The organism is Neoroseomonas terrae (assembly GCF_018129025.1).
Lineage (GTDB): Bacteria > Pseudomonadota > Alphaproteobacteria > Acetobacterales > Acetobacteraceae > Neoroseomonas > Neoroseomonas terrae.
Window position 1 is genome coordinate 58,186 of sequence record NZ_JAAEDI010000026.1, and the last position, 25,246, is coordinate 83,431.

22 protein-coding genes are annotated in these 25,246 nt (G+C 68.9%); 12 read left to right on the forward strand and 10 right to left on the reverse strand.

Features of this window, described 5'->3' with window-relative positions:
• Window positions 1-58: 58 nt before the first annotated feature.
• From GXW78_RS21620 to GXW78_RS21665, 10 genes are all read left to right on the forward strand, one after another.
• Window positions 59-715, forward strand: a complete 657-nt coding sequence (locus GXW78_RS21620; RefSeq protein WP_211870972.1) for a DUF1028 domain-containing protein — start codon at window positions 59-61, stop codon at window positions 713-715.
• Window positions 715-1,827, forward strand: coding sequence for an aminotransferase class V-fold PLP-dependent enzyme (locus GXW78_RS21625; RefSeq protein WP_211870973.1), 1,113 nt, complete (start codon window positions 715-717; stop codon window positions 1,825-1,827). Before GXW78_RS21620 ends, GXW78_RS21625 begins: the two co-directional genes overlap by 1 nt.
• 15 nt (window positions 1,828-1,842) lie before the next feature.
• Window positions 1,843-2,979: a zinc-dependent alcohol dehydrogenase family protein gene (locus GXW78_RS21630; protein WP_211870974.1), complete on the forward strand. Its 1,137-nt coding sequence runs from the start codon at window positions 1,843-1,845 to the stop codon at window positions 2,977-2,979.
• Complete coding sequence (locus GXW78_RS21635) at window positions 2,976-3,902, forward strand: 3-hydroxyacyl-CoA dehydrogenase NAD-binding domain-containing protein (protein WP_211870975.1); 927 nt, start codon at window positions 2,976-2,978, stop codon at window positions 3,900-3,902. Before GXW78_RS21630 ends, GXW78_RS21635 begins: the two co-directional genes overlap by 4 nt.
• Before the next feature lie 51 nt (window positions 3,903-3,953).
• Entirely contained in the window at window positions 3,954-4,658 is a 705-nt protein-coding gene (gene pcaH / locus GXW78_RS21640; protein WP_211870976.1) for a protocatechuate 3,4-dioxygenase subunit beta, read from the forward strand.
• 1 nt (window position 4,659) lies between these two features.
• A complete protein-coding gene (pcaG, locus tag GXW78_RS21645) occupies window positions 4,660-5,199 on the forward strand; it encodes a protocatechuate 3,4-dioxygenase subunit alpha (protein WP_246522512.1) in 540 nt (179 codons plus the stop codon).
• Window positions 5,200-5,393: 194 nt separating this feature from the next.
• Complete coding sequence (locus GXW78_RS21650) at window positions 5,394-7,187, forward strand: FAD-dependent oxidoreductase (protein WP_211870978.1); 1,794 nt, start codon at window positions 5,394-5,396, stop codon at window positions 7,185-7,187.
• Window positions 7,172-9,013, forward strand: a complete 1,842-nt coding sequence (locus tag GXW78_RS21655; protein ID WP_211870979.1) for a 2-oxoacid:acceptor oxidoreductase subunit alpha — start codon at window positions 7,172-7,174, stop codon at window positions 9,011-9,013. Before GXW78_RS21650 ends, GXW78_RS21655 begins: the two co-directional genes overlap by 16 nt.
• Window positions 9,010-10,068 (forward strand): 2-oxoacid:ferredoxin oxidoreductase subunit beta, encoded by a 1,059-nt coding sequence (locus tag GXW78_RS21660; RefSeq protein ID WP_211870980.1) that lies wholly within the window; start codon window positions 9,010-9,012, stop codon window positions 10,066-10,068. The genes GXW78_RS21655 and GXW78_RS21660 overlap by 4 nt, the downstream gene beginning before the upstream one ends.
• Window positions 10,065-11,309 carry a pyridoxal phosphate-dependent decarboxylase family protein gene (locus GXW78_RS21665; RefSeq protein ID WP_211870981.1) on the forward strand — a complete coding sequence of 415 codons (1,245 nt, stop codon included), beginning with the start codon at window positions 10,065-10,067 and terminating at the stop codon, window positions 11,307-11,309. Before GXW78_RS21660 ends, GXW78_RS21665 begins: the two co-directional genes overlap by 4 nt.
• On the opposite strand, the gene GXW78_RS21670 is transcribed toward GXW78_RS21665, so the two are convergent.
• From GXW78_RS21670 to fabI, 10 genes are all read right to left on the reverse strand, one after another.
• Complete coding sequence (locus GXW78_RS21670) at window positions 11,303-11,740, reverse strand: class I SAM-dependent methyltransferase (protein WP_211870982.1); 438 nt, start codon at window positions 11,738-11,740, stop codon at window positions 11,303-11,305. The genes GXW78_RS21665 and GXW78_RS21670 overlap by 7 nt on opposite strands.
• A 9-nt stretch (window positions 11,741-11,749) precedes the next feature.
• Complete coding sequence (locus GXW78_RS21675) at window positions 11,750-12,766, reverse strand: patatin-like phospholipase family protein (RefSeq protein ID WP_211870983.1); 1,017 nt, start codon at window positions 12,764-12,766, stop codon at window positions 11,750-11,752.
• A gap of 6 nt (window positions 12,767-12,772) precedes the next feature.
• Complete coding sequence (locus GXW78_RS21680; protein WP_211870984.1) at window positions 12,773-14,875, reverse strand: adenylate/guanylate cyclase domain-containing protein; 2,103 nt, start codon at window positions 14,873-14,875, stop codon at window positions 12,773-12,775.
• The gene (locus GXW78_RS21685; protein ID WP_211870985.1) at window positions 14,872-15,792 is read right to left on the reverse strand and encodes a hypothetical protein; all 921 of its coding nucleotides are present in this window, start codon (window positions 15,790-15,792) and stop codon (window positions 14,872-14,874) included. Before GXW78_RS21685 ends, GXW78_RS21680 begins: the two co-directional genes overlap by 4 nt.
• A gap of 89 nt (window positions 15,793-15,881) precedes the next feature.
• The gene (locus tag GXW78_RS21690; RefSeq protein ID WP_211870986.1) at window positions 15,882-18,185 is read right to left on the reverse strand and encodes a DUF3141 domain-containing protein; all 2,304 of its coding nucleotides are present in this window, start codon (window positions 18,183-18,185) and stop codon (window positions 15,882-15,884) included.
• A 48-nt stretch (window positions 18,186-18,233) separates the two neighbouring features.
• Entirely contained in the window at window positions 18,234-19,445 is a 1,212-nt protein-coding gene (locus tag GXW78_RS21695) for an acetate/propionate family kinase (protein ID WP_211870987.1), read from the reverse strand.
• Window positions 19,445-20,860, reverse strand: a complete 1,416-nt coding sequence (locus GXW78_RS21700; protein ID WP_338147812.1) for a bifunctional enoyl-CoA hydratase/phosphate acetyltransferase — start codon at window positions 20,858-20,860, stop codon at window positions 19,445-19,447. The genes GXW78_RS21695 and GXW78_RS21700 overlap by 1 nt, the downstream gene beginning before the upstream one ends.
• The gene (locus GXW78_RS21705; protein ID WP_211870988.1) at window positions 20,857-21,507 is read right to left on the reverse strand and encodes a 3-oxoacid CoA-transferase subunit B; all 651 of its coding nucleotides are present in this window, start codon (window positions 21,505-21,507) and stop codon (window positions 20,857-20,859) included. Before GXW78_RS21705 ends, GXW78_RS21700 begins: the two co-directional genes overlap by 4 nt.
• A 1-nt stretch (window position 21,508) precedes the next feature.
• Window positions 21,509-22,162, reverse strand: a complete 654-nt coding sequence (locus GXW78_RS21710; protein WP_211871000.1) for a 3-oxoacid CoA-transferase subunit A — start codon at window positions 22,160-22,162, stop codon at window positions 21,509-21,511.
• Window positions 22,163-22,167: 5 nt separating this feature from the next.
• Window positions 22,168-22,995 (reverse strand): enoyl-ACP reductase FabI, encoded by an 828-nt coding sequence (fabI, locus tag GXW78_RS21715; protein WP_456307088.1) that lies wholly within the window; start codon window positions 22,993-22,995, stop codon window positions 22,168-22,170.
• 179 nt (window positions 22,996-23,174) lie between these two features.
• Here fabI and GXW78_RS21720 point away from each other — a divergent pair, with 179 nt between their 5' ends.
• Together GXW78_RS21720 and GXW78_RS21725 are read left to right on the forward strand one after the other, a co-directional pair.
• Window positions 23,175-24,236: a zinc-dependent alcohol dehydrogenase family protein gene (locus tag GXW78_RS21720; protein ID WP_211870989.1), complete on the forward strand. Its 1,062-nt coding sequence runs from the start codon at window positions 23,175-23,177 to the stop codon at window positions 24,234-24,236.
• Window positions 24,237-24,375: 139 nt separating this feature from the next.
• Window positions 24,376-25,056: an NIPSNAP family protein gene (locus GXW78_RS21725; protein WP_211870990.1), complete on the forward strand. Its 681-nt coding sequence runs from the start codon at window positions 24,376-24,378 to the stop codon at window positions 25,054-25,056.
• The last annotated feature ends 190 nt before the right edge of the window (window positions 25,057-25,246 follow it).

Below are 25,246 nucleotides of genomic sequence, written 5' to 3' on the forward strand. Positions count from 1 at the left end.
CCGCCTGGACGGCGCGCGCCGCCGGGCCTTCAATGTCCGCGACGTCGGAGGGAACCGGATGACCTTTTCGCTGCTGGGGCGCTGCGCGCGGACGGGCCAGTTCGGCGCGGCGGTGACGACCTCCTCCATCGCGGTGGGCACGCGGGTGCCGTTCCTGGCGGCCGGGCTGGGTGGTGTGCTGACGCAGCATCGGACCGATCCGCGGCTCGGGCCGCGCGGGCTCGATCTGCTGCGGTCGGGGTGTTCTGCGGAGGCCGCGCTGGCGGCGATCATCGCCTCCACGCCCGATCATCGCTGGCGGCAGGTCGCGGTCATGGACCGGCAGGGACGCACGGCGCATTTCGACGGGGAGAGGGTGAAGCCCTGCCGCAGCGTGGCCCATGGCAAGGACGTGGTGGCGCTCGGCAACATCCTGGCGAATGAGCAGGTGGCGCCGGCGATGATGGAGGCGTTCCTGGCGGCGGGGGATCAGCCGCTCGCCGAACGGCTCCTGCGCGCGCTGGAGGCCGGAGAGGCGGCAGGCGGCGAGCATGGGGAAGTGACGTCGGCCAGCCTCCTCGTCCTGGATCGGGAGGTCTTTCCCTATGTCGATCTGCGGATCGACAAGGCGGACGGGCCGATCCCGAAGCTGCGCGCACTGTGGGAGGAGTATGCCCCGCTTGCCGACGGCTTCGTGCAACGTGCGATCGACCCCGAAGACGCACCGGTGATCTGATGGATCCGCTGTTCGACCCCGCCGATTTTCGTATTCCGTCCGGCGTCGCGCATGTCTGCGCGGCGGGCGAGACGCCGTTCCTGCGCCGCCATGATGCGGCGTTCATCGCCTATGCCGAAGACAAGTCCGGCGGCTCGCCGGGACGCACGCGGCAGGAGGCGAGGCTGGCCTCGGCCCGGGACCGCGCTGCGCGGCTGTTCGGCGTGGCGCCGGGCGATATCGGCTTCGTCTCCTCGGTCGCCGAGGGCGTGTCGATGGTGGTGGAAAGCATCGACTGGCGGGCGGGCGACGAGGTGCTGGTCGATCCGGACGAGTACCCTTCGGTCGCGGCGCCGCTCGCGCAGCGCGGCGTGACGCTGCGCTTCGCGCCGATGCTCGACCCGGCGGCCGTCATGGCGGCGGTCACGCCCCGGACGAGGATGATCGCGGTCAGCGCCGTGTCGTTCCTGACGGCGGTGCGGTACGACCTGCCGGCGTTGCGGCAGGCGGCGGACCAGGTGGGTGCGCTGCTCGTGGTGGACTTCACCCAAGGGGCGGGGTGGATGCCGATCCGGGCGGATGTCGCCGACTTCGCCTTCTCCTCCACCTACAAATGGGTGCTGGGCTGCACGGGCGTCGCCATCGGTTTCTGGAACCGCGCGCGGCAGCCGGACTGGGCGCCGGGCACGGCCGGGTGGCATTCCATCGCCTCGATGGGACGGCCGGACTGGTCGCAGCGGCCCGCGCTGCTGGCGGATGCGGGGCGGTTCACGCGCGGCAACCCGTCGCATCCAGGGCTGTATGTGCTGGATGGCGCGCTGGACTACCTCGACCGCTTCGGCGCGCCGGCGATCCAGCAGCATGTGCAGGCGTTGACCGTCGCGATGCTCGGGCGGCTGGCGGAGGCGGGCATTGCCTCGACCACGCCGGCCGACCCGCGCCGGCATGGCGCGAGTGTCTGCGTGGCGTCGCCGCACGCCGCGGCGATCGTCGCCGGGATGGAGCGGCGGGGCGTGCTCGCCTGGAATGGGCGCGGCCGGGTGCGCGTGTCCTTCCATGGGTACAATGGCAGCGCCGACATGGCGCGCGCATCCGATGCGCTGATCGACGAATGGCGCGCCGCAACGACATAGGAGGACAACGACACCATGCGCATGAAGGCCGCGATCCTGTTCGAGCAGGGGCTTCCGCGCCCCTACAGCGACTCCCGCCCGATGGTGGTGGAGGAGGTGGAGCTCGACCCGCCCGGGCCGGGCGAGTTGCTGATCGAGGTCGCGGCGGCGGGCCTCTGCCATTCCGATCTGTCGACCATCGAGAACCAGCGGCCGCGGCCGCTGCCGATCGTCATCGGCCATGAAGGCGCGGGGATCGTGCGCGAGGTCGGCCCTGGGATCACGGATCTCAAGCCGGGCGACCACGTCGTCACGGTCTTCGCACCGTCCTGCGGCAATTGCCGGTACTGCGTACGCGGGCGGCCGAACATCTGCCCGACCGGGAACTCCTTTCGCGCGGCGGGTCAGCTCCCGACCGGCACGCGCCGGCTGAAGCGGCTGGACGGCACGCCGATCAACCACAATTCGGGCCTGTCGCTCTACGCGCAGTTTGCCGCCGTGGCACGGCGTTCGGCCGTGAAGATCGAGAAGGACATTCCGCTGGACGACGCCGCGATCTTCGGCTGCGCGGTGATGACCGGGGCAGGGGCCGTGCTGAACACCGCCGGCATCCAGGCGGGCGAGGCCGTCGCCGTGGTCGGCCTCGGCGGCGTCGGGATGAATGCGCTGTTCGGTGCCGTTGCGGCGGGGGCGGAGCGTATCATCGCCATCGACACCAATCCGCAGAAGCTGGAACTCGCGAGGCAATGGGGCGCGACGGACGTCTTCCTCGCCGGCAACGATGATTGCGCGGCGCAGGTGCGGGAGGCGACGGATGGCGGCGTCGACACCGTGGTGGAGACGGCGGGCTCGATCCCGGCGATGCAGCTTGCCATCGCCATCACCGCGCGCGGGGGCGAGACGATCAGCGCCGGCCTGCCGAATGTGAAGGGGCAGGTGTCGTATTTCCATGCCGCGCTGGTCAGCGAGGAACGGTCGATCCGCGGTTCCTACATGGGGTCCTGCGTGCCGGAGCGCGACCTGCCGCGGCTGCTCGGCCTGTATCGACGCGGCAAGCTGCCGGTGGACAAGCTGAAGACCAGCCACATCACCTTCGACCAGATCAATGAGGGCTTCGACCTGCTCTCGGATGGCGCGGTGCTGCGCCAGATGCTGCGGCCGAACGCGGCATGAGTACGATGCACCGCCATGCCGTGATCATCGGCATGGGCCTGATGGGCTGCGATATCGCGGCGATCTTCCTGGCCGGCGGATGGCGCGTCACGGCGGTCGAGCCGAACGAGGCGCATTGGCCGGCTGCGACCGCGCGGGTGCAATCGTCCATCGGCCAGTTGGATGGTGACCCGGCTCTCGCCGCGCATCTGGCACTGATGGCAGCGGCCGATGCGCCGGACTACGGTTCGGCCGAGATCGTGGTCGAGGCGATCCCGGAAAAGCTCGCGCTGAAGCAGGCGTTGTTCGCGCAACTCGACACGGTGGTCCCGGCCGGCGTGCCGGTGGTGTCGAACGCCTCGGGCTATCGCATCACGGACATTGCCGGCCACATCGCGACGCGGGCCCGCTGCGCCAATCTGCACTTCTTCCTGCCGGCGCATCTCGTGCCCGGTGTGGAGGTCGTTCAGGGCGAGCATACCGACCCCGCCATCTGCGATGCCGTCGCATCGATCATGGACGGGCTTGGGCGAAAGACGATCCGGGTCGCGCGCGATGTGCCGGGCTTTCTCGCCAACCGCATCCAACATGCGCTGATGCGGGAAGCGTTCTCTGTCATCGACCAGGGGCTGGCGAGCGCCGAGGATGTGGATCGCGCCGTGCGCTACTGCTTCGGCTTCCGCTACCTGGCGGCCGGGCCGATCACGCAGAAGGAGCTGGCGGGGCTGGAGACGCAGCTCGAGGCGGGGCGGACCATTTATCCGTCGCTCTGCAACAGCCCCGATCCGAGCCCGACCCTTGCGCGGCTGGTGGCGGAGAACCGGCTTGGCCCCAAGACCGGCCGCGGCTTTCGCGACTGGCCACCCGAGGTGACGGCCAGGGAGCGGGCGCGGTATGAACGCGCGCTGCTCGCCGCCGTGCGCATCCTGCGCGAAGAGGATTGACGCGCCGGGGCCGCCGCTTCCACCGTTCCCCTCGCAAGGGAGGAACAGACCATGGCGGACCCGGTTCCGTTCCGGCCGGTCGCGGCGGGCTCGCAGCCGCCGCTCGACCTGCCGAGCTATCGCAGCACGGCGAAGCGGCACCCCGATGCCGCGCCGATCCGCATTCCGACCACGCTGACGGAAGCGACCGCGCCGCGCTTCGCCACGCCCTGGTACGCGCCGCATGCGGATCTGTCGGTGGTGGACGGCAAGACCGCGATGGGTGAGCGGATCATCGTCGCCGGCCGCGTCACCGACGAGAATGGCCGTCCGGTGCGCCGCGCCATGGTCGAGGTCTGGCAGGCCAATGCCTCGGGCCGCTACCACCATGCGCGGGATCAGCACGACGCGCCGCTCGATCCGAACTTCCTCGGCCGTGGCCGCGTTTTCACCGATGATGGGGGGCGGTATCGCTTCACCACCATCCGGCCGGGCGCCTATCCGTGGCGCAATCCCGGGCCGGGCTGGCGGCCGCAGCACATTCATTTCGGGCTGCACGGCAACGGCTTCGCGCAGCGGCTGATCACGCAGATGTATTTTCCGGGCGACCCGCTGCTTGGCTTCGATGCCGTGTTCCAGGGCGGTGGCGATCCGGCGGCGCGCGATCGCCTGGTCGCCGTGCTGGACCCCGATCTGATGGAGCCGGATTGGGCCCTTGGCTACCGCTTCGACATCGTGCTGCGCGGCCGCGCCGCCACGCCCTTCGAGAATGCCTGAGATGACCGACGCGACCGCGAGCCAGACCGCCGGCCCCTACTGGCACATGATCGACTTCCCGGCATGGGCGGATCTGCTGCGCGCGGATGGGCCGAATGCTGGCGCGGCCGGTGAGCGCATCACCCTGACCGGGCGCATCACCGACGGGGAGGGGGCGGTGGTGCCCGATGCGATGGTCGAGATCTGGCAGGCCGATCCGGAGGGCCGCTACGATTCCGACTTTCACGGCTTCGGCCGCTGCGCGACCGATGGCGATGGCGTCTATCGCTTCGTCACCCTGAAGCCCGGCGCGGTGGCAGGGCCGGGCAACAGTACCCAGGCGCCGCATGTCGTGATCGCGATCTTCGCCCGGGGATTGATGGCGGGTGTGACAACGCGCGCCTATTTCGCCGGCGATGCGCTGCTTGAGGAGGATCCGATCCTGGCCCTCGTGCCCGCCGCACGGCGCGGCACGATGGTCGCGCGGGCCGAGGCCGGTGGCATCTGGCGGCTCGATATCCGCCTGCAGGGTGAGGGCGAGACCGTCTTCCTGGCGGCCTGAACGCGCTGCAACGCAGCACGAATCAACAGATTGCCGAGGACTTCGCCTTGGGGCAAGGTCGCTGCCAAGCCGTTCAACGGCAGGGAGTGACGAACAGGAATGTCCATCGCGCTCGCGCGGCAGCCATCGCGCCGTCGCAGCCTGATCCATCGGCATGATGCCGTCGCGCAACCGTCCGGACGGAGGCAGCGCGGATGAAATCGACCGACATCAAAGACCCCGACTACTTTCACAAGGTCGTCGACTGCCAATGGGCCTGCCCGGCCCATACGCCCGTGCCGGAATACATCCGGATGATCGCGGCGGGCCGTTACGCGGATGCGTACATGGTCAATTGGCAGTCGAACGTCTTTCCCGGCATTCTCGGCCGCACCTGCGACCGGCCCTGCGAACCCGCCTGCCGTCGCGGACGAGTCGAGGAACAGCCCGTCGCGATCTGCCGCCTGAAGCGCGTCGCCGCCGACAACAAGGGCGATGTCTCGGCGCGGATGCCGGTCATTCCCGATCAGCGCAATGGCAAGCGCGTCGCCTGCATCGGCGCCGGGCCGGCGAGCCTGACCGTCGCGCGGGACCTCGCGCCGCTCGGCTATGAAATCCATGTCTTCGACGGCGCCGCGAAGGCCGGCGGCTTCATCCGCCAGCAGATCCCGCGCTTCCGCCTGCCGGAGGAAGTAATCGACGAGGAATGCGGCTACATCCTCGATCGCGGCGGCGTCGTCAGCCACATGAACCGGCGGGTGGACAGCCTGAAGGGGCTGCTCGCGGAAGGCTACGACGCGGTCTTCGTCGGGTCGGGCGCACCACGCGGGCGTGAACTGGACGTGCCGGGACGCGCCGAGGCCGCGGGGAACATCCATCTCGGCATCGACTGGCTGGCCTCCGTGTCCTTCGGGCATGTGACGTCGATCGGCAAGCGCGTGATCGTGCTGGGTGGCGGCAATACGGCGATGGATTGCTGTCGCTCCGCGAGGCGGCTGGGCGGCGAGGATGTGAAGGTCGTCGTCCGCTCCGGTTTCGAGGAGATGAAGGCCTCGCCATGGGAGAAGGAGGACGCGATGCATGAAGGCATCCCGATCCTCAACTTCCTGGTCCCGAAGGAAGTCCTGCATGAGGGCGGTCGCCTGACGGGCATGGTCTTCGAGAAGGTCGCCGCGCAATACGACGAGAAGGGCCGTCGTTCGCTGAAGCCGACCGGGGAGCCCGACGTCACCATTGAATGCGACGACGTGCTTGTCGCGATCGGGCAGGAGAACGCCTTTCCCTGGATTGAGCGCGACGCCGGCGTCGAATTCGATCGCTGGGGTCTGCCGAAGCTGCATGAGGCGTCGCTGCAATCGACGCTGCCGCAGGTGTTCTTCGGCGGCGATGCGGCCTTCGGCCCGAAGAACATCATCTGGGCCGTGGCGCACGGGCATGACGCGGCGGTCTCGATTGACCTGTTCTGCCGCGGCGAGGATGTGACTCAGCGCCCCGCCCCCGAGACGCTGATCGCCAGCCAAAAGATGGGCATCCACGAATGGGCCTATGACAACGAGGTCTCGCTCGACCTGCGCTTCAAGGTGCCGCATCTGCCGCCGGAGAAGTCGCTACGCGACATCACGGCCGAGGTCGAGCTCGGCTTCGACCGGGAGATGGCCTATCTCGAAACGCAGCGCTGCCTGAACTGCGACGTGCAGACGGTGTTCTCCGCGAAGCTCTGCATCGAATGCGATGCGTGCGTCGATATCTGCCCGACCGACTGCATCACCTTCACCGAGAATGGCGAGGAGGAGGATCTCCGCACGCGCCTCAAGGCGCCGGCGGTGAACACCTATCAGGAACTCTATGTGCAGGATGGGTTGAAGACCGGCCGCGTCATGGTCAAGGACGAGGATGTCTGCCTGCATTGCGGCATGTGCGCCGAGCGCTGCCCGACCGGCGCCTGGGACATGCAGAAGTTCCTGCTCGAGACCGCGAAGCCGAAGGCGCACGCATGCCACAGGGTCTGACCGCGACGAACGACTTCGTCGTCAAATTCGCGAACGTCAACGGCTCGGGCTCCGCCTCCGCCAACGGCCTGTTCGCGAAATCCATCCTGCGGATGGGCGTGCCCATAGCATCGCGCAATATCTTCCCCTCCAACATCCAGGGCCTGCCGACCTGGTTCGAGGTGCGCGTCTCCGAGGCCGGCCATATGGGCCGTCGCGGTGGCGTGGACATGATGGTTGCGATGAACCCGCAGACCTGGGACCGCGACGTCGCCGAGATCGAACCCGGTGGCTACCTGTTCTATGATTCGACGCGGCCGATGCCGAAGTCGAAGTTCCGCGACGACATCAACGTCATCGGCGTGCCGCTGACGGAGATCACCAACAACGCCTATTCCGATCCGCGGCAGCGGCAGCTGTTCAAGAACATCGTCTATCTCGGCGCGCTATCGGCACTGCTCGACATGGATGTGGAGGCGGTGAAGGCGTCCATCGCCGCCCAGTTCAAGGGGAAGGAGAAGCTGGTCCCGGCGAATTTCGCCGCGCTGGAGATGGGGCGCGAGTGGGCACAGGCGAACCTAGCCTGCCCGATCGGGCTGCGGTTGAAGGCCGCCGACAAGGTGGGCGATCGCATCTTCATCGACGGCAACGGGGCGGCGGGGCTCGGCGCGGTCTATGGCGGGGCGACGGTCTGCGCCTGGTATCCGATCACGCCATCCACGTCGCTGGCGGAGGCCTTCGAGAAGTATTGCACGCGGCTGCGCAAGGACCCGGAGACCGGGGCGAAACGCTACGCCATCGTGCAGGCCGAGGATGAACTCGCCTCAATCGGCATGGTGATCGGCGCGGCCTGGAACGGCGCGCGGGCTTTCACCGCGACCTCCGGCCCCGGCGTGTCGCTGATGCAGGAATTCCTCGGGCTGGCGTATTTCGCCGAAATCCCGGCGGTGTTGTTCGATGTGCAGCGTGCAGGACCGTCGACAGGCATGCCGACGCGCACGCAGCAATCGGACCTGCTCTCGGCCGCCTATGCCAGCCATGGCGACACCAAGCACGTCATGCTTCTGCCGCAGGACCCGAATGAGTGCTTCGAGTTTGGCGCGGATGCCTTCGACCTCGCGGACCGGCTGCAGACGCCGATCTTCGTCATGCTCGACCTCGACATCGGCATGAATGACTGGCTGTGTGAGCCGTTCGCGTGGGACCCGGCGCGAAAGATGGACCGTGGCAAGGTGCTGGACGAGGCTGGGCTGGATGCGGCGAAGAATTTCGGTCGCTACCTGGATGTGGATGGGGACGGCATTCCGTACCGCACCTGGCCGGGCACGCATCCGGAGAAAGGGGCGTTCTTCACGCGCGGCACGTCCCGCGACCGCTACGCGCGCTACACCGAGGAAGGCGCGCCTTACGTCGACAACATGCAGCGGCTGCTGAAGAAGTTCCATACCGCGCGATCCGTCGTGCCGCGCCCCGTGACGCGCATGGCAAAGGAGAAGGCGCGCGACGGCGTCATCTACTATGGCTCGACCTCCGCCGCGATGTCGGAGGCGCTGGCCGCTCTGGAGGCGCAGGGCGTACATCTCGACGCCATGCGCATCCGCGCCTTCCCGTTCCACGACGATGTCGCGGCCTTCGTCGCTGCGCATGACCGCGTCTTCGTCGTCGAGCAGAACCGCGATGCCCAGCTTCGCACGCTGCTGATCAACGAGGAATCCATCGACCCGGCGAAGCTGATTCCCGTGTTGCACTATGACGGCACGCCGATCACGGCGCGCTTCATCCAATCCGCCGTCGCCGATCGCGCGTCGTCGGCCAATGTCCTGCCGTTCCGCAAGGCCACGCCATGACCTTCCTGCCGAAGCCGAAGCTGCATCACCCGAAGCTGCCGACCAATTCAGTCGGGCTGACGCGGCGCGACTATGAGGGGTCGATCAGCACGCTCTGCGCCGGCTGCGGTCATGATTCGATCAGCGCCGCGATCATCCAGGCCTGCTTCAACCTGGCGATCCCGCCGCACCGCATCGCCAAGCTGTCGGGCATCGGCTGCTCGTCCAAGACGCCGACCTACTTCCTAGGCGCCGCACATGGGTTCAACTCGGTGCATGGGCGTATGCCCTCTGTGCTGACCGGGGCGTATCTGGCCAATCGCGACCTGATCTATCTCGGCGTGTCGGGGGATGGCGACAGCGCCTCGATCGGCTTCGGGCAATTCGCGCATTCCATCCGGCGCGGCGTGAACATGACCTACATCGTCGAGAACAACGGGGTGTACGGGCTGACCAAGGGGCAGTTCTCCGCGACCTCGGACAAGGGGTCGGTCGCGAAGAAGGGTGCGGTCAACACCGACCAGCCGATCGACCTCGCCGCCATCGCGGTGCAACTGGGTGCGACCTTCGTCGCGCGGTCCTTCTCCGGCGACAAGGACCAGCTCGTGCCGCTGATCGAGGCCGCGCTGATGCATCAGGGCGCGGCGTTCATCGACGTCCTCAGCCCCTGCGTCGCCTTCAACAACCATCCCGGCAGCACGAAATCCTACGACTATGTCCGTGAGCACAATGACGCGCTGAACCGCCTAGACGTGATGGTGCCGCGGCAGGAGATCATCGCCTCCTACGCGCCCGGTTCGCTGACGGAGGTCGTGCAGCATGACGGCTCGATCCTGCGCCTTCGCAAGCTGCATGATGGCCACGACCCGACCGACCAGGCATCGGCACTGCACGCGCTGATGGCGGGCAAGGCGGCGGGGGAGATCGTCACCGGCCTGATCTATGTCGATCCGGAGCCTGGCGCGCTGCACGAGAGCCTCGGTACCGTCGCGGCGCCGCTGAACGGTCTTGGCGACGACGATCTTTGCCCGGGGGTGGCGGCGCTGGACAAGATCAACGCCTCGCTCCGGTCGTGACGGGCATCCCCGCCAAGGGCCGCGACCGCGCTTCCATCCTGGCCGACCTGACCGCGCGCAAGCACGGCGACCGCGATTGGCGGCGTGGCCGGCTCGCCGTCTATTTCTACTGGCTGGATGAGGAACTGGAGCGCGTCCAGCAGGAGGCCTACCTCGCCTTCTGGACCGAGAACAATCTCGGCCAGCGCGCCTACCCCTCGCTGAAGGCGATCGAAGACGAGGTGATCGCCATGTCCCTGTCGCTGCTCGGTGGCGGCGGGCGGGCAGGGGGGACGTTCACCTCGGGCGGGTCGGAAAGCATCTTCCTCGCCATGATGGCGGCACGGAACAAGGCGCGCGCGCAGCGCGGCGTGAGGCGACCGAACATCGTGCTGCCGAACAGCGCCCATCTGACTTTCGATCGCGCGGCGGAGGCACTCGGGATCGAAGCGCGGCGCGTGTCGGTCGGCGCCGATCTGCGCGCGGATGTGGCCGCCATGACCGCGCGGATGGACGCCGACACCGTCGCCATCGTCGGCTCCGCGCCGAACTATCCCTTCGGCACCTTCGATCCGATCGAACGCCTGGCCGCCTTGGCGGTGGAACGCGGCGTGTGGATGCATGTGGATGCGTGCGTCGGCGGCTTCCTCGCGCCCTATGTGCGGCGGCTCGGCCATGACGTGACGCCCTTCGAACTGTCCGTCCCCGGCGTCACCTCGATGTCCGCCGACATCCACAAGCACGGCATGGCGCCGAAGGGCGCATCGCTGCTGCTCGTCTCCGACGCTGCTGACCGCGAGTGGCACAAATTCGAAAGCCGCGCCTGGCAGCGCGGCCCCTACGCCGCGTACACGACGCAGGGCACGCGGCCGGGCGGGTCCGTCGCCGCAGCCTGGGCCTCCATGCAGCACCTCGGCGATGAGGGATACATGCGCTGCGCCCGCCTGATCATGGAGGCCAAGGCCATCATGACCGGTGGCATCGCCGCCATTCCGGGACTTGAGATCCTCACGCCCTCCGATCTTGGCATCTTCGTCTGGCGCTCCGTCGATCCGACGCTCGACATCGGGAAGGTGGCGGCGGCGATGGATGCCGAGGGCTGGCTGATGGGCCGGCAGCAGGAACCGGACGGCATCCACCTGCATCTTAACCCGATCCATCGCGAGGTTGCGGAGGAGTATGTCGAAGCCGTCTCCCGTGCCGTCGCCGCCGCGCGGAGTGGGACGACGGCGCGGATCGGCGCGAACGAACGGACCTACTGATCTCGCGCGATACGGTCGCGCGGCACCGGCTCGGCGTCGTCCACGAACAGCAACCCGCCCGGCCTCAGCGCGGCCCTCAGCCTCATCAGCGCGCGGCCGCCGAGGTCCGGATACCGCCCGTCCAGCGCGCCGACGCGGATGGCGAAGGCGATATCGAAAGGCCGGTCTTCGGCGGTAAGGACGAAGTCCTCGACGGCGACATGGCGGAACGACAGCCGCCCGGTCGCTATCTCGGCAGCCGAGCCGGTCATCGCCAACGCGATCGCACGTGCGGAACGGTCGATGGCGACGACACGGCCGCCACCGATCCGCGCTGCCACGGCCCGCGCGGCCACGCCCGGTCCGCAGCCGACCTCCAGCACGTGCAGGCCGGCGCCCAATGGCAGCCGGTCAACGAAGCGGGCGATCCGCGGAGAGACGGTCCTTACCATCGCGGCAGATCATAGGAACTTCCCCACCACATCCGCCGACGATTTCTGCCCGATCTCGTCGAAATGCGCGTCGAGGAACGCCCCAGCCCGTGCCGCGCCCAGCGCGCGCAGATGCTTCAGGAACTCGATGCTGCCATTCAGCTTGGAGCTTGCATTGAACGCCGCGAGCTCCTCCTCGGCATCGATCGTGTGAATGAAGCAGCGCATGTAGCGGTCCTTCGGCAGATCGCCCTTGTCGATCAGCCCCGTCACGAAGTGGATCATCCGCATCTCCCGCATCAGGGAGGAATTGAAGGACAGCGTGTTCATCCGGTCCACGATCGCGCGGATGTCGCGTGGCACCTCGGGAATGTTCACCGGGTTCAGTTGCACGATGAGGATGTCCGGCGCACCTCCCATGTAGATCAGCGGGAAGATCGGCGGATTGCCGCAATAGCCGCCGTCCCAGTAATGCTGGCCGTCGACCTCCACCGCGTGGTGCAGCAGCGGCAGGCAGGCGGAGGCGAGCACGGCCTCGACGCCCATCTCCGCGCGTTCGAACACCCGTAGCCTGCCCGTCAGCACATTGGTCGCGCAGACGAACAGCGCCGGGCCTGGTGCGCTGCGCAGCCGCGCGAAGTCCACCGATGCTTCCAGGTGGTCCCGCAGCGGGTTGGAATTGGTCGGGTTCAGCTCATAGGGCGAGAACTGCCGCATCAGCACTTCGGTGAACCGCCACAGCGGCGAGAAATCCATGTTGCCAGCACTCAGCATCCGGTCCATCGGCGTCGGCTGGATGAAGGTGTTGGCGGACAAGCCGCCGATCCCCTCCCAGAAGGTGTCGAGCCGCCGCCTGGCCTCGGCTGCCCCGCCGGCGATCAGCCCGTCGGTCAGCACCGCAGCGTTCATCGCGCCGGCGCTGGTGCCGACGACCGCATCCACCTCGATCCGCTCATCGGCGAGCAACCGGTCCAGCACGCCCCAGGTGAAGGCCCCATGTGAGCCACCGCCCTGCAGCGCCAGCTTGATGCGTTTCTTCTCGGCCATGGGGTCCTACTTGCTCTCCAGCCGCGTGACCGGCGACCAGCCGGCTGGCGGCCCATCCGGGTGTCGCGCAAGCCGCGTCGCGTAGGTGGCGAGCAGCGGGTCCGTCGCCGGATCGCCGGCCTCGCGCAGGGCCGCCAAAGCTTCGCGGAACTGGCCGGCGCGCCAATAGCGCACCGCCTCGTTCCAGGCCGGCAGCCGCGCCACCTGGGCGCGGCCGGCGAGGATCGGCTCATCCCCGCCCTCAGCGGGCAGGGCGACGCCAAGCAATTCGTGGATCTCGATCGGCTCGGATGCGCCTTTTGCGAGCACCAGATCGACCGGGCGGAAGACGAAGGCGTTCCCGGCGGCAAGGCGCGTCTGCTCCGAGACAAGAATCTGCGTGCCGTAGACCTTGTTCATGCCCTCGAGCCGGGAGGCGAGGTTCACCATCGACCCGATCGCCGTATAGGCCATGCGATCGGATGACCCGACATTGCCCACCACGGCGTCGCCCGTGTGCAGGCCGTAGCGGGTGTGCAGCCGCGGCCAGCCGCGCGCCTCGAACGCGTCCTCAAGTTGCTGCGTCAGGTGGCGCGCCCGCAGCGCGGCGCGGCAGCCATGCATGGCGTGGGCGAGGTCGCGCTTCGGCGCGTTCCAGATCGCCATGACGGCATCGCCAATGTATTTGTCGATCGTCGCCTGGTTGCGCAGCAGGTCGTCGGTCAGCGCCTGGAAATAGGTCGAGGTGACCTGCATCAGCGTCTCGGGGTCCATGCGTTCGGCGATGCTGGTGAAGCCCGCCACGTCACTGAACATCACGGTAATGCGGCGTCGTTCGCCTCCTAGCTCGGCCTCCGCGCCCTCAGCCATCAGCTTGCGCACCAGATCGCGCGGCACATAGACGCTGAACAGCCGCAGCGCGTTCTTCATGCCCGCCATCGCATCCGCCAGGCGCTCGACCTCCGAGATGTGCGTCGTCAGCTTCAGCGGCTGGGTGAGATCGAGCCGACGGATCGCCTCGGCCTCCCGTGTCAGGGTGCCGAGCGGTCGGGCGACGCGCCAGGCGACGATCCCCAGCCCACCGAGCCCCAGCAGAAGCGCGCCGAGGCCGAAGAGCGTACCGATGCGGATGCCGCTCTCGATACCACCGGTGAAGTCGTCGAGCGGCGCGAGCACGCCGACCAGCACGCGCGGCGCGACGAACTCCTGCACGCCGGCGAGATGTGCGAGGTACTCGTCGCCACCGATCTCCAGCACGCCCGTGCCCCCTTCGGCGAGCCGGCCCTCGGCGAAGGCGCGCCACAGCGCAGTCAGGGCGGCGTCGCCACTGGCCGCAAGCGTCGTCCACGCGGTAGGGCCGGCCTGCGTGACCCGGCCCGGGTCCTGGTCGGCGAGGAGGATGCCATCCTCGGTGAACAGGACCGTGAGGCCGCCGGGGCTGACGCGGCTTCCGGCCAGGAAACGCCCGAGCTCGTCGAGCGGCACATCCAGTCCGACCGCGCCGCCGCCCGGCAGGCCGTGCGCGACGGTCAGCCCCGGCCGACCGGTTACCGGCAGGTCATACAGGGTGGAGACGTGTACGCCGGGCTCGGCGGCCTGCAACACCCAGCTCATCCGGCGCGGATCGCCGGGGAGACGGCGGCGCTGCGCTTCGCCGAGTGCCCGGCCCTGGGCGTCGAGATAGGTCCATCGCTCGGCTTCGCCCGTGGCGGCAGAGATGCGGCGCGCGGCGAAGGTCGCGCCCGCGGGGCGCGGGACGGGCGCTGCGCCGTCCGGCAGGGCGGCGAGCCGCAGCACCTGATCCAATGCGCCATCTGGCAGGACGATGCTGACAGCACTGAGCGGCGCTTCCGCCATGAGCGCGGCGAGGGCCGGCCCGGGCACCGCGGCTTGCCCTGGCGGCATGCGGGCCAGCACCGCCGCATGGCCGAGCAGCGGATGGATCAGCCCGCGTCCATTGGCCGCCGCCGCCGCCGCCGCGGTTCCGAGGTGGTGCTCGGCTGCCTCGCGTGCCGCGCGGTCCCCGGCCTCCCGGAAGCCCGCCACGACCGCCGCGATGGCGGCGATGAAGACCAGGCTGAAGGCGGTCAGGATGGTGACGGTGAAGTTGAGCCGCGGCTGCAGCCTCATGATGCCGGGGCCGCCGCGGCCAGCAGCGCCTCCGCATCGGCGCGGTCCAGCTCGTCCAGCGCGGCCGCGGCGGCATCGGCCGTCGCGGGCGCGAGGCCGAGGCTGCGAGCGACGCCGCCATAGGCCTCGAGCTGGTCATGGCGGGTCACATCCAGGCCGAGCAGCGTTGCTGGTGGGCTGGGCGTCGGCAGCATGCGCAGCAGGCCGAGGCGGGAGGCGTGGCTGGCCACCATGCCGGCATCCTGCTGCCCGGCGGCGGCGAGTTCGGTCAGGAGCCGCCGGGCGAGGCGCGGTCCGAGATCGGGCAGGGCGCTGGCAAAGAGATCGGCCTCGCGCGCCAGCCGGCAGGGCAGGTCGGACGCCTCCGAATCCCGCCAGGGCCAGGTGGTTGCTGCGATCATGCGACGGATCATGGCAATGCCGTCGGCGTCGAGACCCTCCGCCGCCGCGATGGCCGCCGAGGCATCGGCCGAGCGCTGTTCGAGGACACCGCGCGGGCCAGCCACCGAACCGTCATGCAGCAGGTCGTGGCCGGCCATGGCGGCGACTGCGGTGGCCGCCTCATGTGCGTCCATCCGTCCGAGCTGCCGTGCCAGGCCGGCGAGCCAGCCCATGGCGAGGATCGTCTCCGCCTGGTGATGGCGGTCGTGATAGGCGGGCTCGCCGCCGGGCGGGAAGCTCTCACCATGCCGTTCGACCGCGGCGGCGATGGCGCGCGCGGCGCGCGCCGCGGGGCTCGCATCGGCGGCTGCGCCGGTGGCGGCGGCGAGCGCCTGTTCACAAGCCGAGGCAAGGTCGGCCGGCCCGTCGCGACGTGCGCTCAGCACGCGCTGCGCGGCCGAGGCGATCTCGCGCCGGGGCCGATGCGCGGCCACGAGGTCGAGGACTGCAAGGCTCGGCACGGCGGTTGTCGCCATGGTCCCCGTCGCTGACGTTCCCCCGGTATCCTAGCCTGCCGGATACCGGGGAAGGGAAGCCCGGCCATCGCGAGATCGCGAGGTTGGTGTCAGGCCACCGACGCCTTCGGCCCGACATTCAGCAGGCTGCGCAGGCGGCCGAGCATCTCCTGAGCCTTGTCGCCGAGTTCCTCGTCCGGCCCCGCGACATGCTCCACGGCGGCAAGCGCCTTGCGCCGCTCCGCCGCCGTCTTGAGCAGCCCCGGCACGGCGGCGAGCGCTTCCTCCCGCAGCAAGGTCACGATCACCGTCTGGTCGCGGATGATGGCTTGGCGCGCGGCCGGGCTCATTCCCGCAAAGGGCGGCTCGGTGGTCAACAGCACGTTGGAGCGGGCGAGGCGGGTGCGGCGGACGCCGCCGCGCGCATCGGCCAGCAGGATCATCATGCGGATGACCGCCTCGGCGTAGCCGCCGAGCTCGACGCGGCTGCGCGCGTCGTTGAGCTGCGCGGGCTCCATCGGGATGGAGCGCCGTGCCGCCTCGGCTTCCTCGGCACTGTCGTCCCCCATCACGCCGAGGGCGGCGAGGTTGCCGTAGATGGCGTGGAAGGCGATCTCGCTCGCTGCGTCGCGGGCGTCGCGCCAGCGGTCGAACGCGTGCTCGACGCGGTCGGCCCAGACCTTCTCCATGGCAATGAAGGGATTGTCAGGCGCGGCGGGGGCGCGGTTCTGCCGGGCCATCCCCGCCATGGCGCGGATCGGCATCATGAAGGGGTTCATGTCGCTGAACAGGTAGCGGCGCATGCGCATCGGCGAGGCCTGGCGGCGCGCCTCCGCCCCCGCTTCCGTCGCGAACTGCCGGACGATGGGGGAAACCAGCACATCGTAGAGGTTCTGGTTCATCTCCGAGATCTTGGCGACCGCCGGGAAGGCCTCGTTGCCCGCCTCGCCGGAAAGCGTGCGGACGTCGGCGATCTTCCGTTCGACCAGCTCGACCTGCCATTCCTCGTTCGCACCCGTGCCTTCATGGCCGGTGATCTTCATCTCATAGAGGCCGGGGGCGACCGCCTCGATCATCTCGAGCGTCGTCGCGATCTCGCTGTGCTCCTTCTTGGCGATGGCGCCGGAGACGAAGATGCCGAGATGGCCGATCTGGTCGTGCAGGAGGTAGACGATGGTCTGGCCGAGCTGCTTGATCTCCTGCTCATCACGATACACGTCAGCGATCCAGCGCAGGGCCTGGCCCGGCGGGGTGATGTTGTCGCCCGAGGAGGCGAAGACGATGACCGGCGCCTTCACTTCGCGCATGTTGAAGGTCTCGCCGCCGCCCGAGCTGATCTGCCCGGTCGAGAAGCGGTTGCCGATGAACAGGTTGTCGACGATCCAGCGGATCTCGTCGCTGGTCATCAGGAAGTAGCCGCCCCACCAGCGCTCGAACTCGAGGAAGCGCTTCTCCTCGGTATCGACCTTGGCATAGAGGTCGAAATACTTGCGGAACCAGGTGTTGCCCGGGGACAGGCTCTCGAAGTTGCTGACCAGCGACGCACCGTCGAACTTCCCGTTGCCGAGGTCGGCCATCAGCGAGGCCGGCCAGCCGCCGCCGGCGAGGCCGCCGAAGTAGCGCATCGGGTTCTTGCCCTTCTCGCCCGCCCAGTACGATAGCGGGGCACCGTTCAGGACCAGCGCGCCGACGGCATCGGGCGCCGCGGCGCCCAGCATCATCGACGCCCAGCCGCCCTGGCAGTTGCCGATGACGACGGGCTTCGGCGCCTGGGGGTGGTCGGTGACGATACGGTTGAGGAAGAATGCCTCCGCCGCCGTCACGTCGAGGATGGTCTGCCCCTTCTCCGGCTCGCGATAGAAGATAACGAAGTAGACCGGATGGCCCCGGCGCAGCGCCACGCCGACTTGGCTGTCCGACTTGAAGCCGCCGATGCCGGCACCGTGACCGGCGCGCGGGTCGATGATGACGAAGGGACGCAGCTTCGGGTCGGTCGCCGGAAAGCCCTCCGGCGGGGTGATACGCACCAGCGCGTAGTTCACCGGCCGGGCCAGGGTCCGGCCATCAACGACCGTGACGTAGTCGAACACCAGCACGGGCGGGCAGCCGGCCTTCTCATGTTCGACGAAGTTGTTGCCGGCCTCCCGCATCACGTCCCAGAACATCAGCCAGCGCTGCGCGGCATCGACGGCGTAGGTGTGGGCATCCTGGGCCAGGCCGACGGGGGTGCGCGCCATGGCTGCCTGGGCCACGCGCATGGCAGCGGCGTTGTCCTGGTTGACGCCGGGGATCAGCGCCGCGGTGTCGCGTGTCACCACCTCGGTCAGACCCCGAACCTGGTCCAGCACGCGGGTTGCCGTCTCGGCGGCCTTGTCCAGGACCTCCCTTGTCGGGAGCAGAGGCGTGTTCGGCATGGATAGCGTTCCCTTGATGCGTCGGGGCGGCCCGCCCGGGGCAGCGATTCAAGCAGACTTGCTGCAATGCAGCAAATCAAGCACGTGTCGGGCGATCATTGCTTCTTCGTCGGTGGCACGGACCAATACTCGGGTGTGGGAGAACGGGGTGGAAATCTCCGGCGCGTTCGCCTCGTTCGCGGACGGGTCGAGGACGAGGCCAAGATGCTCCAGCCCCTCGCAGATCCGGGCGCGGAGGTTGCGGGCGTTCTCCCCGATGCCGGCGGTGAAGACGAGGCCGTCGATGCCGCCCATCGCGGCGGCCAGCGCGCCGATCTCCCGCCGCACGCGCCACGCGTAATAGGACAGCGCCTGCGCCGCGCGGGGGTCCGCGCTCTTCTCCAGGTCCCGCACGTCCTGGCTGATGCCCGACATGCCCTTGAGCCCGGCGTTGCCGTAGAGCAGGCCGGTCAGCTCCGCGGCCTCCATCTTCTCCGTCAGCATCAGGTGCAGCAGCACGCCGGGATCGATCTGACCGCAGCGGGTGCCCATCGGCACGCCGTCCAGCGCCGTGAAGCCCATCGTGCTGTCGATGCTGCGGCCGCCATGGATGGCGCAGAGCGAGGAGCCGTTGCCGAGATGCGCCACGACCACGCGTCCGGCGGCGAGCGCCGGTTCCTCCCGCCTCAGCCTGTCCGAGATGTACTCGTAGGACAGCCCATGGAAGCCGTAGCGGCGGATGCCGCGCGCGTAATACTCCGGCGGCAGGCCGAAGGTATCGGCCTCCCACGGATGGGCGCGATGGAAGGCGGTGTCGAAGCAGGCGACCTGCGGCACGCCGGGAAAGCGCTGCGACGCCGCGACGATGCCGGCGATGTTGTGCGGCTGGTGCAGCGGCGCGAGCGGCATCAGGCCCCGCAGCGTCTCCATCGCCGCGTCGTCCACCAGCATCGGCGCCGCGAGGTCCGGCCCGCCATGCACCACGCGATGGCCGACGGCGATGATGCGGCGGCCCTCGATGGCGGGCTCGATGCCTTCCATGATGCGGGCGAGGGCGCTGACGTGGTCGGCGACGTCCGGGCCGGCCCAGCGCTTGTCCGCCAGCACCTGGCGCCGCGCATCGCGGGCGATCAGGTGCGGGGAGGCGCCGATCCCCTCCATCTGCCCGTCGAGGCGGGTTTCGGCCCGGTCCTCCACGACCTTGAACAACTCGAACTTGATGGAGGAGGAGCCGGCGTTGAGGATGAGGATGGCGTCGCTCGGGGCGGATACGGCGTCCATCAGCCTAGCTCCGGCACCAGGCACTGCCCGGTGCGCCGCCAATGCCCATAGAGCACGGCGAGTGCCGCGGACATCAGCCGCGCATGCTCGTCATCGGCGCGTGACGTCAGCATCACCGGCACCTTGGCGCCGGTGACGAGGCCGCCGGTATCGGCCTGGGAGAGGAAGACGAGCTGCTTCGCCAGCATGTTCCCCGCCTCGAGGTTCGGGGCGACCAGCACATCCGCGCGGCCGGCGACCGAGGAATGAATGCCCTTGGTCCGCGCCGCCTCGAGGTCGACCGCGTTGTCCATCGCCAGCGGCCCATCGACGAGCGCGCCGCGGATCTGTCCGCGATCGGCCATCTTGGCGAGGATCGCGGCATCGAGCGTCGAGGGGATGGCCGGGTTGATCGTCTCGACCGCGGAGAGGATGCCGACGCGCGGCTGCTTCAGGCCGATCGCCTGGGCGAGGTCGATGGCGTTCTGGACGATGTCCGCCTTGGTCATCAGGTCGGGCAGGATGTTGATCGCCGCGTCGGTGATCAGCAGCAGGCCCTCATGGCCGGGGATATCGAGCACGAAGACGTGGCTGACGCGCCGCCCGGCGCGCAGCCCGCCATCCCCCTTGGTGACGTGGCGCAGCACTTCATCCGAATGGATGTTGCCCTTCATCACCGCATCGGCGCGGCCTTCATGCACCAGGGCGACGCAGCGCGCCGGGGCGTCATGGGCCGTGCTGACGGCCTCGATCCGCACGCCGGCGAGGTCCCAGCCGATCTTCGCCGCCTCGGCGCGAATGACGGCCTCGGGGCCGACAAGGATCGGATCGATCAGACCTTCCTTCGTCGCCTCCCACGTGCCGCCGAGCGAGTTCTCGTCGGTCGGCGCGGCGACCGCGGTCGGCATGGGCGGGATGCCGCGGCAGGCTTCCAGCAGGCGATTGAACTTGCCGCGCGGGATCAGGGTCAGTTCCGGAATGCTGATACCATCCGTGACGACCCTTTCTGCCGGCGCGCAGACCTCAGCGGTGCCAGTGCAGACGAGAACGCCGCCATCCTTCTCCAGCCGGCAATCCATCACGAGAAGGTTGCCCGGCAGCTTCTCGCGCACCGTCACGGTCGCGATGACCGCCTCGCCCGCTTCGACCCGTCTGTGGAAACGCAGGTCCTGGTACTGATAGGTGGCGCCGGGGCCTGGCAGCTTGTTGCCGAGCACCGCCGAGAACAGCGAGCCGCACCACATGGCAGGCGCCACCGGCGCGCGGCCGATCTCCTGCTCGGCTTCGCCCGGCAGGTGCACCGGGTTGAAGTTGCCCGAGGCATGGGCGAAGACGATCAGGTCGTTCGGCGTGCAGACGCGGGTGACGCTCGCGCTCTCGCCAACCTTGATGTCGCTCCAGGCACGCCCGACCAGGGCAGGGGCGGTGATCGTCACAGGCGCATCTCCGGTACGGTGTCGGGAATGATGAGGGGCGCGGCGGTGGCCGCGACGATGTCGGCCACCTGCACATCCGGCGCGCGTTCACGCAGCACGAGGCCGGCCTCCGTGGGTTCGATCACCGCGAGGTCCGTCACCACCAGGCTGACGGGACGCGCCGCGGTCGGCGGCAGGGTGAGTTCCGGCACGATCTTCGCCTCGCCGCGCGCCGCATGCTGCATGGCGACGATGACGCGCTTCGCGCCGGCGACGAGATCCATCGCGCCGCCCATGCCGGCGACCATCCTGCCCGGCACCAGCCAATTGGCGAGCAACCCCTTCGCATCCACCTGCAGCCCGCCGAGCACCGTCATGTCGAGGTGCCCGCCGCGGATCAGCGCGAAGGACGTCGCGCTGTCGAAGGCATAGGCGCCCGGCAGGGCGGAGATGAAGCCGCCACCCGCATCGGTCAGGTTGGGGTCCTCCATGCCCTCCGGCGGGCAGGCGCCGAAGCCGATGATGCCGTTCTCGCTCTGGAAGGCGACGAGCATGCCAGCGGGCACGTAGCGCGACACCAGCGTCGGCAGGCCGATGCCGAGGTTGACCAGCGTGTTGTTGCGCAGTTCGAGCGCCACGCGACGCGCGATGATCTCCTTCGGATCCATCTCAGTGCGGCCTTTCGACGAGATGCGTGACGATGATGCCTGGCGTGCAGACATGGTCCGGCGGGATCAGGCCGATCGGGACAATCTCGTCGGGCTCGGCGATCACGGTCGTCGCGGCCATCGCCATGATCGGGTTGAAGTTCCGCGCGGTCAGCCGATAGGTCAGGTTGCCGTAGTAGTCGGCCTCATAGCAGCGCAGGAGCGCGACATCGGCGCGCAGCGGCAACTCCAGCAGGAAGTCGCGACCATCGACCTTCACCAGCTGCTTGCCGTCCTGCACCACCGTGCCGACGCCGGTCGGCGTCAGCACGCCGCCGAGGCCGGCGCCGCCGGCGCGGATCCGCTCGGCCAGCGTGCCCTGCGGCACGAGATCCACCTGCACCTCGCCGGCGATCATCTTCTTCTGCAATGACGGGTTGAGCCCGATATGGCTGGTGATGCAGCGGCTGACGCAGCCGGCATCGATCAGCGCGCCGATGCCGTGGCCCGGCCTGGCGGCATCATTGCCGATGATCGTCAGGTCGCGTGCGCCGCGCTCGACCAGCGCGGCAATCACCCGATGGGGGGATCCCACCCCCATGAACCCGCCGACCATCACCGTCGACCCGTCGCGGACCAGCGCCGCCGCCGCAGCGGGAGAAATCGCCTCGCGCATGTTCGTCACGCCACGTTGTGCAGGCCGGCATCGACATAGATCGTGTCGCCGGTCATGCCGGATGCCGCGTTGCTGACCAGGAAGGAGACGAGGCGTCCCACCTCGGCGATGTCGACGAGGCGATGGGCGGGCGCCCGCTCGGTCGCCATTTGCACCAGCTCGTCGAACTGCGCGATGCCGGAGGCGGCGCGCGTCCGCAGGGGTCCCGGCGAGACGGCGTAGACGCGGATGCCCTTCTCGCCGAGTTCGTTCGCCGCGTAGCGCACGCTGGCTTCCAGCGCCGCCTTCACCGGCCCCATCATGTTGTAGCTCCCGACCACCTTGTCGGCGCCGTAGTAGGACATGGTCACCAGCGCACCGCCCTCGGCCATCAGCGGCTCGGCGAGCTTCGCCATGCGCAGGAACGACCAGCAGGACACGTGCATCGCCTGGGCGAAGCCCTCCGCGGAGCAGTCCACCACCCGGCCGTGCAGGTCGGCGCGCGGGGCGAAGGCGATGGAATGGATGACGAAGTCGAGCCCGCCCCATTCCGTCTCGATGCGTTCGAAGACGCGCTCGAGCTCGCCGGGCCTCTCGACGTCGAGCGGCTCGATGATCGCCGCGCCGAGTTCCTCGGCGAGTGGGCGGACGTGCTTCTCCGCCCGGTCGTTCAAGTAGGTGACGGCGAGGTCCGCGCCGAAGGCGCGCAGCTTCGCGGCGCAGCCATAGGCGATGGAGTCCGCATTCGCCACGCCGACCACCAGCCCCCGCTTGCCCTTCAGCATGTCGCCGATGCGCGCATCCGGATCCCAGATCCTGGGAAGCGGGTCGGGGGGGCGGCGATCCTGCGCCATGCGGCGGTCTCCTGGCCTCGTCGTTCGCGAAGCGCGCTGTCGCGCCCTCGCCGGTTAGTGACCTAGAGCAGAATTCTGCGGCTGCTTCATCAAGGTTTTGCTGCAACGTAACGACCATTCGAGTCTGGACCGTGTCGAGCGCGGGTGGTTCGCTGCCGCAAAACGAGGAGGAACATCGCATGAAAGGCGCAGTCTTCACCGGTGACCGACAGGTCGCGCTGATGGATTTTCCCGACCCGACGCCGGGCCCGGGGGAGGTGGTGCTGGAGATCCGCGCCTCCGGCATATGCGGGTCGGACCTCAAATTCTATCGCGCGCCGGGCGGGCCGGGGCGAACGGCGGCGCTGGGGCTGGGTTCGGTGGACGGGCCGGTGATTGCGGGGCACGAGCCCTGCGGCGTCGTCGTCGCGGTCGGGCAGGGGGTGGCGGCCAATCAGGCATGGACGGGCATGCGGGCGATGCAGCACCACTACCGCGGGTGCGGCGTCTGCCCGCGCTGTTCCACCGGCTGGATGCAGATGTGCGACGAGGGGGTGAAGGAGGTCTACGGCGCGACCGGGCATGGCGGGCACGCGCGTTACCTGAAGTGCCCGGCACGGACGCTGGTGGAACTGCCGGAAGAACTGTCCTTTGAGACAGGCGCGGCGATTTCCTGCGGCACGGGCACCGCCTGGGGCGCGCTGCAGCGGCTGGGCCTGACGGGTGACCAGACCATCGCGATCTTCGGGCAGGGGCCGGTCGGGCTGTCGGCGACTCTGCTCGCGGCGAGGATGGGGGCGCGGGTAATCGCGCTCGACACCTCGCCGGAGCGGCTGGCGCGGGCCGCCCAGTTCGGCGCCGACCTGCTGATCAACCCTACCGAGACGAATGACGTGCTCGGCGCCATCAAGCAGGCGACGCACGGGCTCGGGGCGCACGCCTCGCTCGATGCGTCGTCCCACCCGCTGGCGCGCCGGCAGGCGGTGCAATGCGTCCGGAGCTGGGGCAAGGCCTGCTTCGTGGGGGAGGGCGGGGAGGTCACGCTTGACGTCTCGCCCGACCTGTTGCGCCGCCAGGTGACGCTGATCGGGTCCTGGACGTTCTCAACCGTCGGCCAGGCGGAATGCGCGCGCTACATCGCCGATCGCGGCATCGACGTGGATGCGCTGTTCACCCATCGCTGGCGGCTAGACCAGGTGGAGGAAGCCTATCGCCTGTTCGACCGGCAGACCGACGGCAAGGGCGTCATTCTGCCGCATTGAGCTTGCCCCCAGACGGCGGGCGCGTGGCCGGTCACGCGCGGTCTGGGCGCGGTTCCGGTCCGATGCGGCCATCGGGCCGTCTTGCGTGACGTGCCGGAGCGCCCGAATGTGCCCGGCCCCGATTCCACGAGGAAACGCGATGTACATCGAACACCGCCAGTACACCTTCCACCCCGGCAAGCAGCCGCTTTGGGTGGGCGCCTTCGACAAGTTCGGCTTCCCGTCCTCCCAGCGCACGCTGGGCGCGCCGTCGCTCGGCACTTTCGTCGCCGATGTCGGGCCGATCAACCGCTTCGTCTTTATGCGCGGCTGGGATGACATCGACACCCGCGACGCCGGGATCGCGGCGCGCGAAGCCGATCCGCAGTGGGACGAGTTCAAGAAGGCCTCGGCCGGCGCACTGATGGCGCAGGAAGTGAAGTTCCTGAAGCCGACCGGCTTCTCGCCGATCCAGTCGGCCAAGGACTTCAAGTTCGAGCGCAAGATCGGCGGCACCGGCATGGTGGTCGATCACCGCACCTATGACTTCCATCCCGGCAAGATGCCGGCCTGGATCAAGGCGTATCAGGAGGTCGGCCTGCCGGTGCAGCAGCGCCTGCTCGGCCAGTTGCTGGTTTTCGCGGTGACTGAGATCGGCCCGATCAACCAGATCGTGTTCTGCTGGCTTTACGAGAGCTACGGCGACCGCGACGCCCGCCGCACCGCCATGGCGAACGACAAGCAGTGGCAGGAATTCGGCAAGATGGTCGGCGAGCTCGGCGCGCTGAAGCAGCAGACCGTGATGGGGCTGCGGCCGACCAGCTTCTCGGTAGTGAAGTAGTCCGGGGAGCGGCGGGGAGGGGCTTTGCCTCTCCCCAGAACCCCTCTCCATCAAAGGCCGAAGGGCCTTTGGAAACCTCCATTTGCCGCCGGGCACCATCGCCTCGCCCCCTCATATCGCCTGTGGAGGAGGCAGCATGACCGTTGCGCCCGTCGCCGGAAGATTGCGGTCCAGGATGCCCAGCATCCTG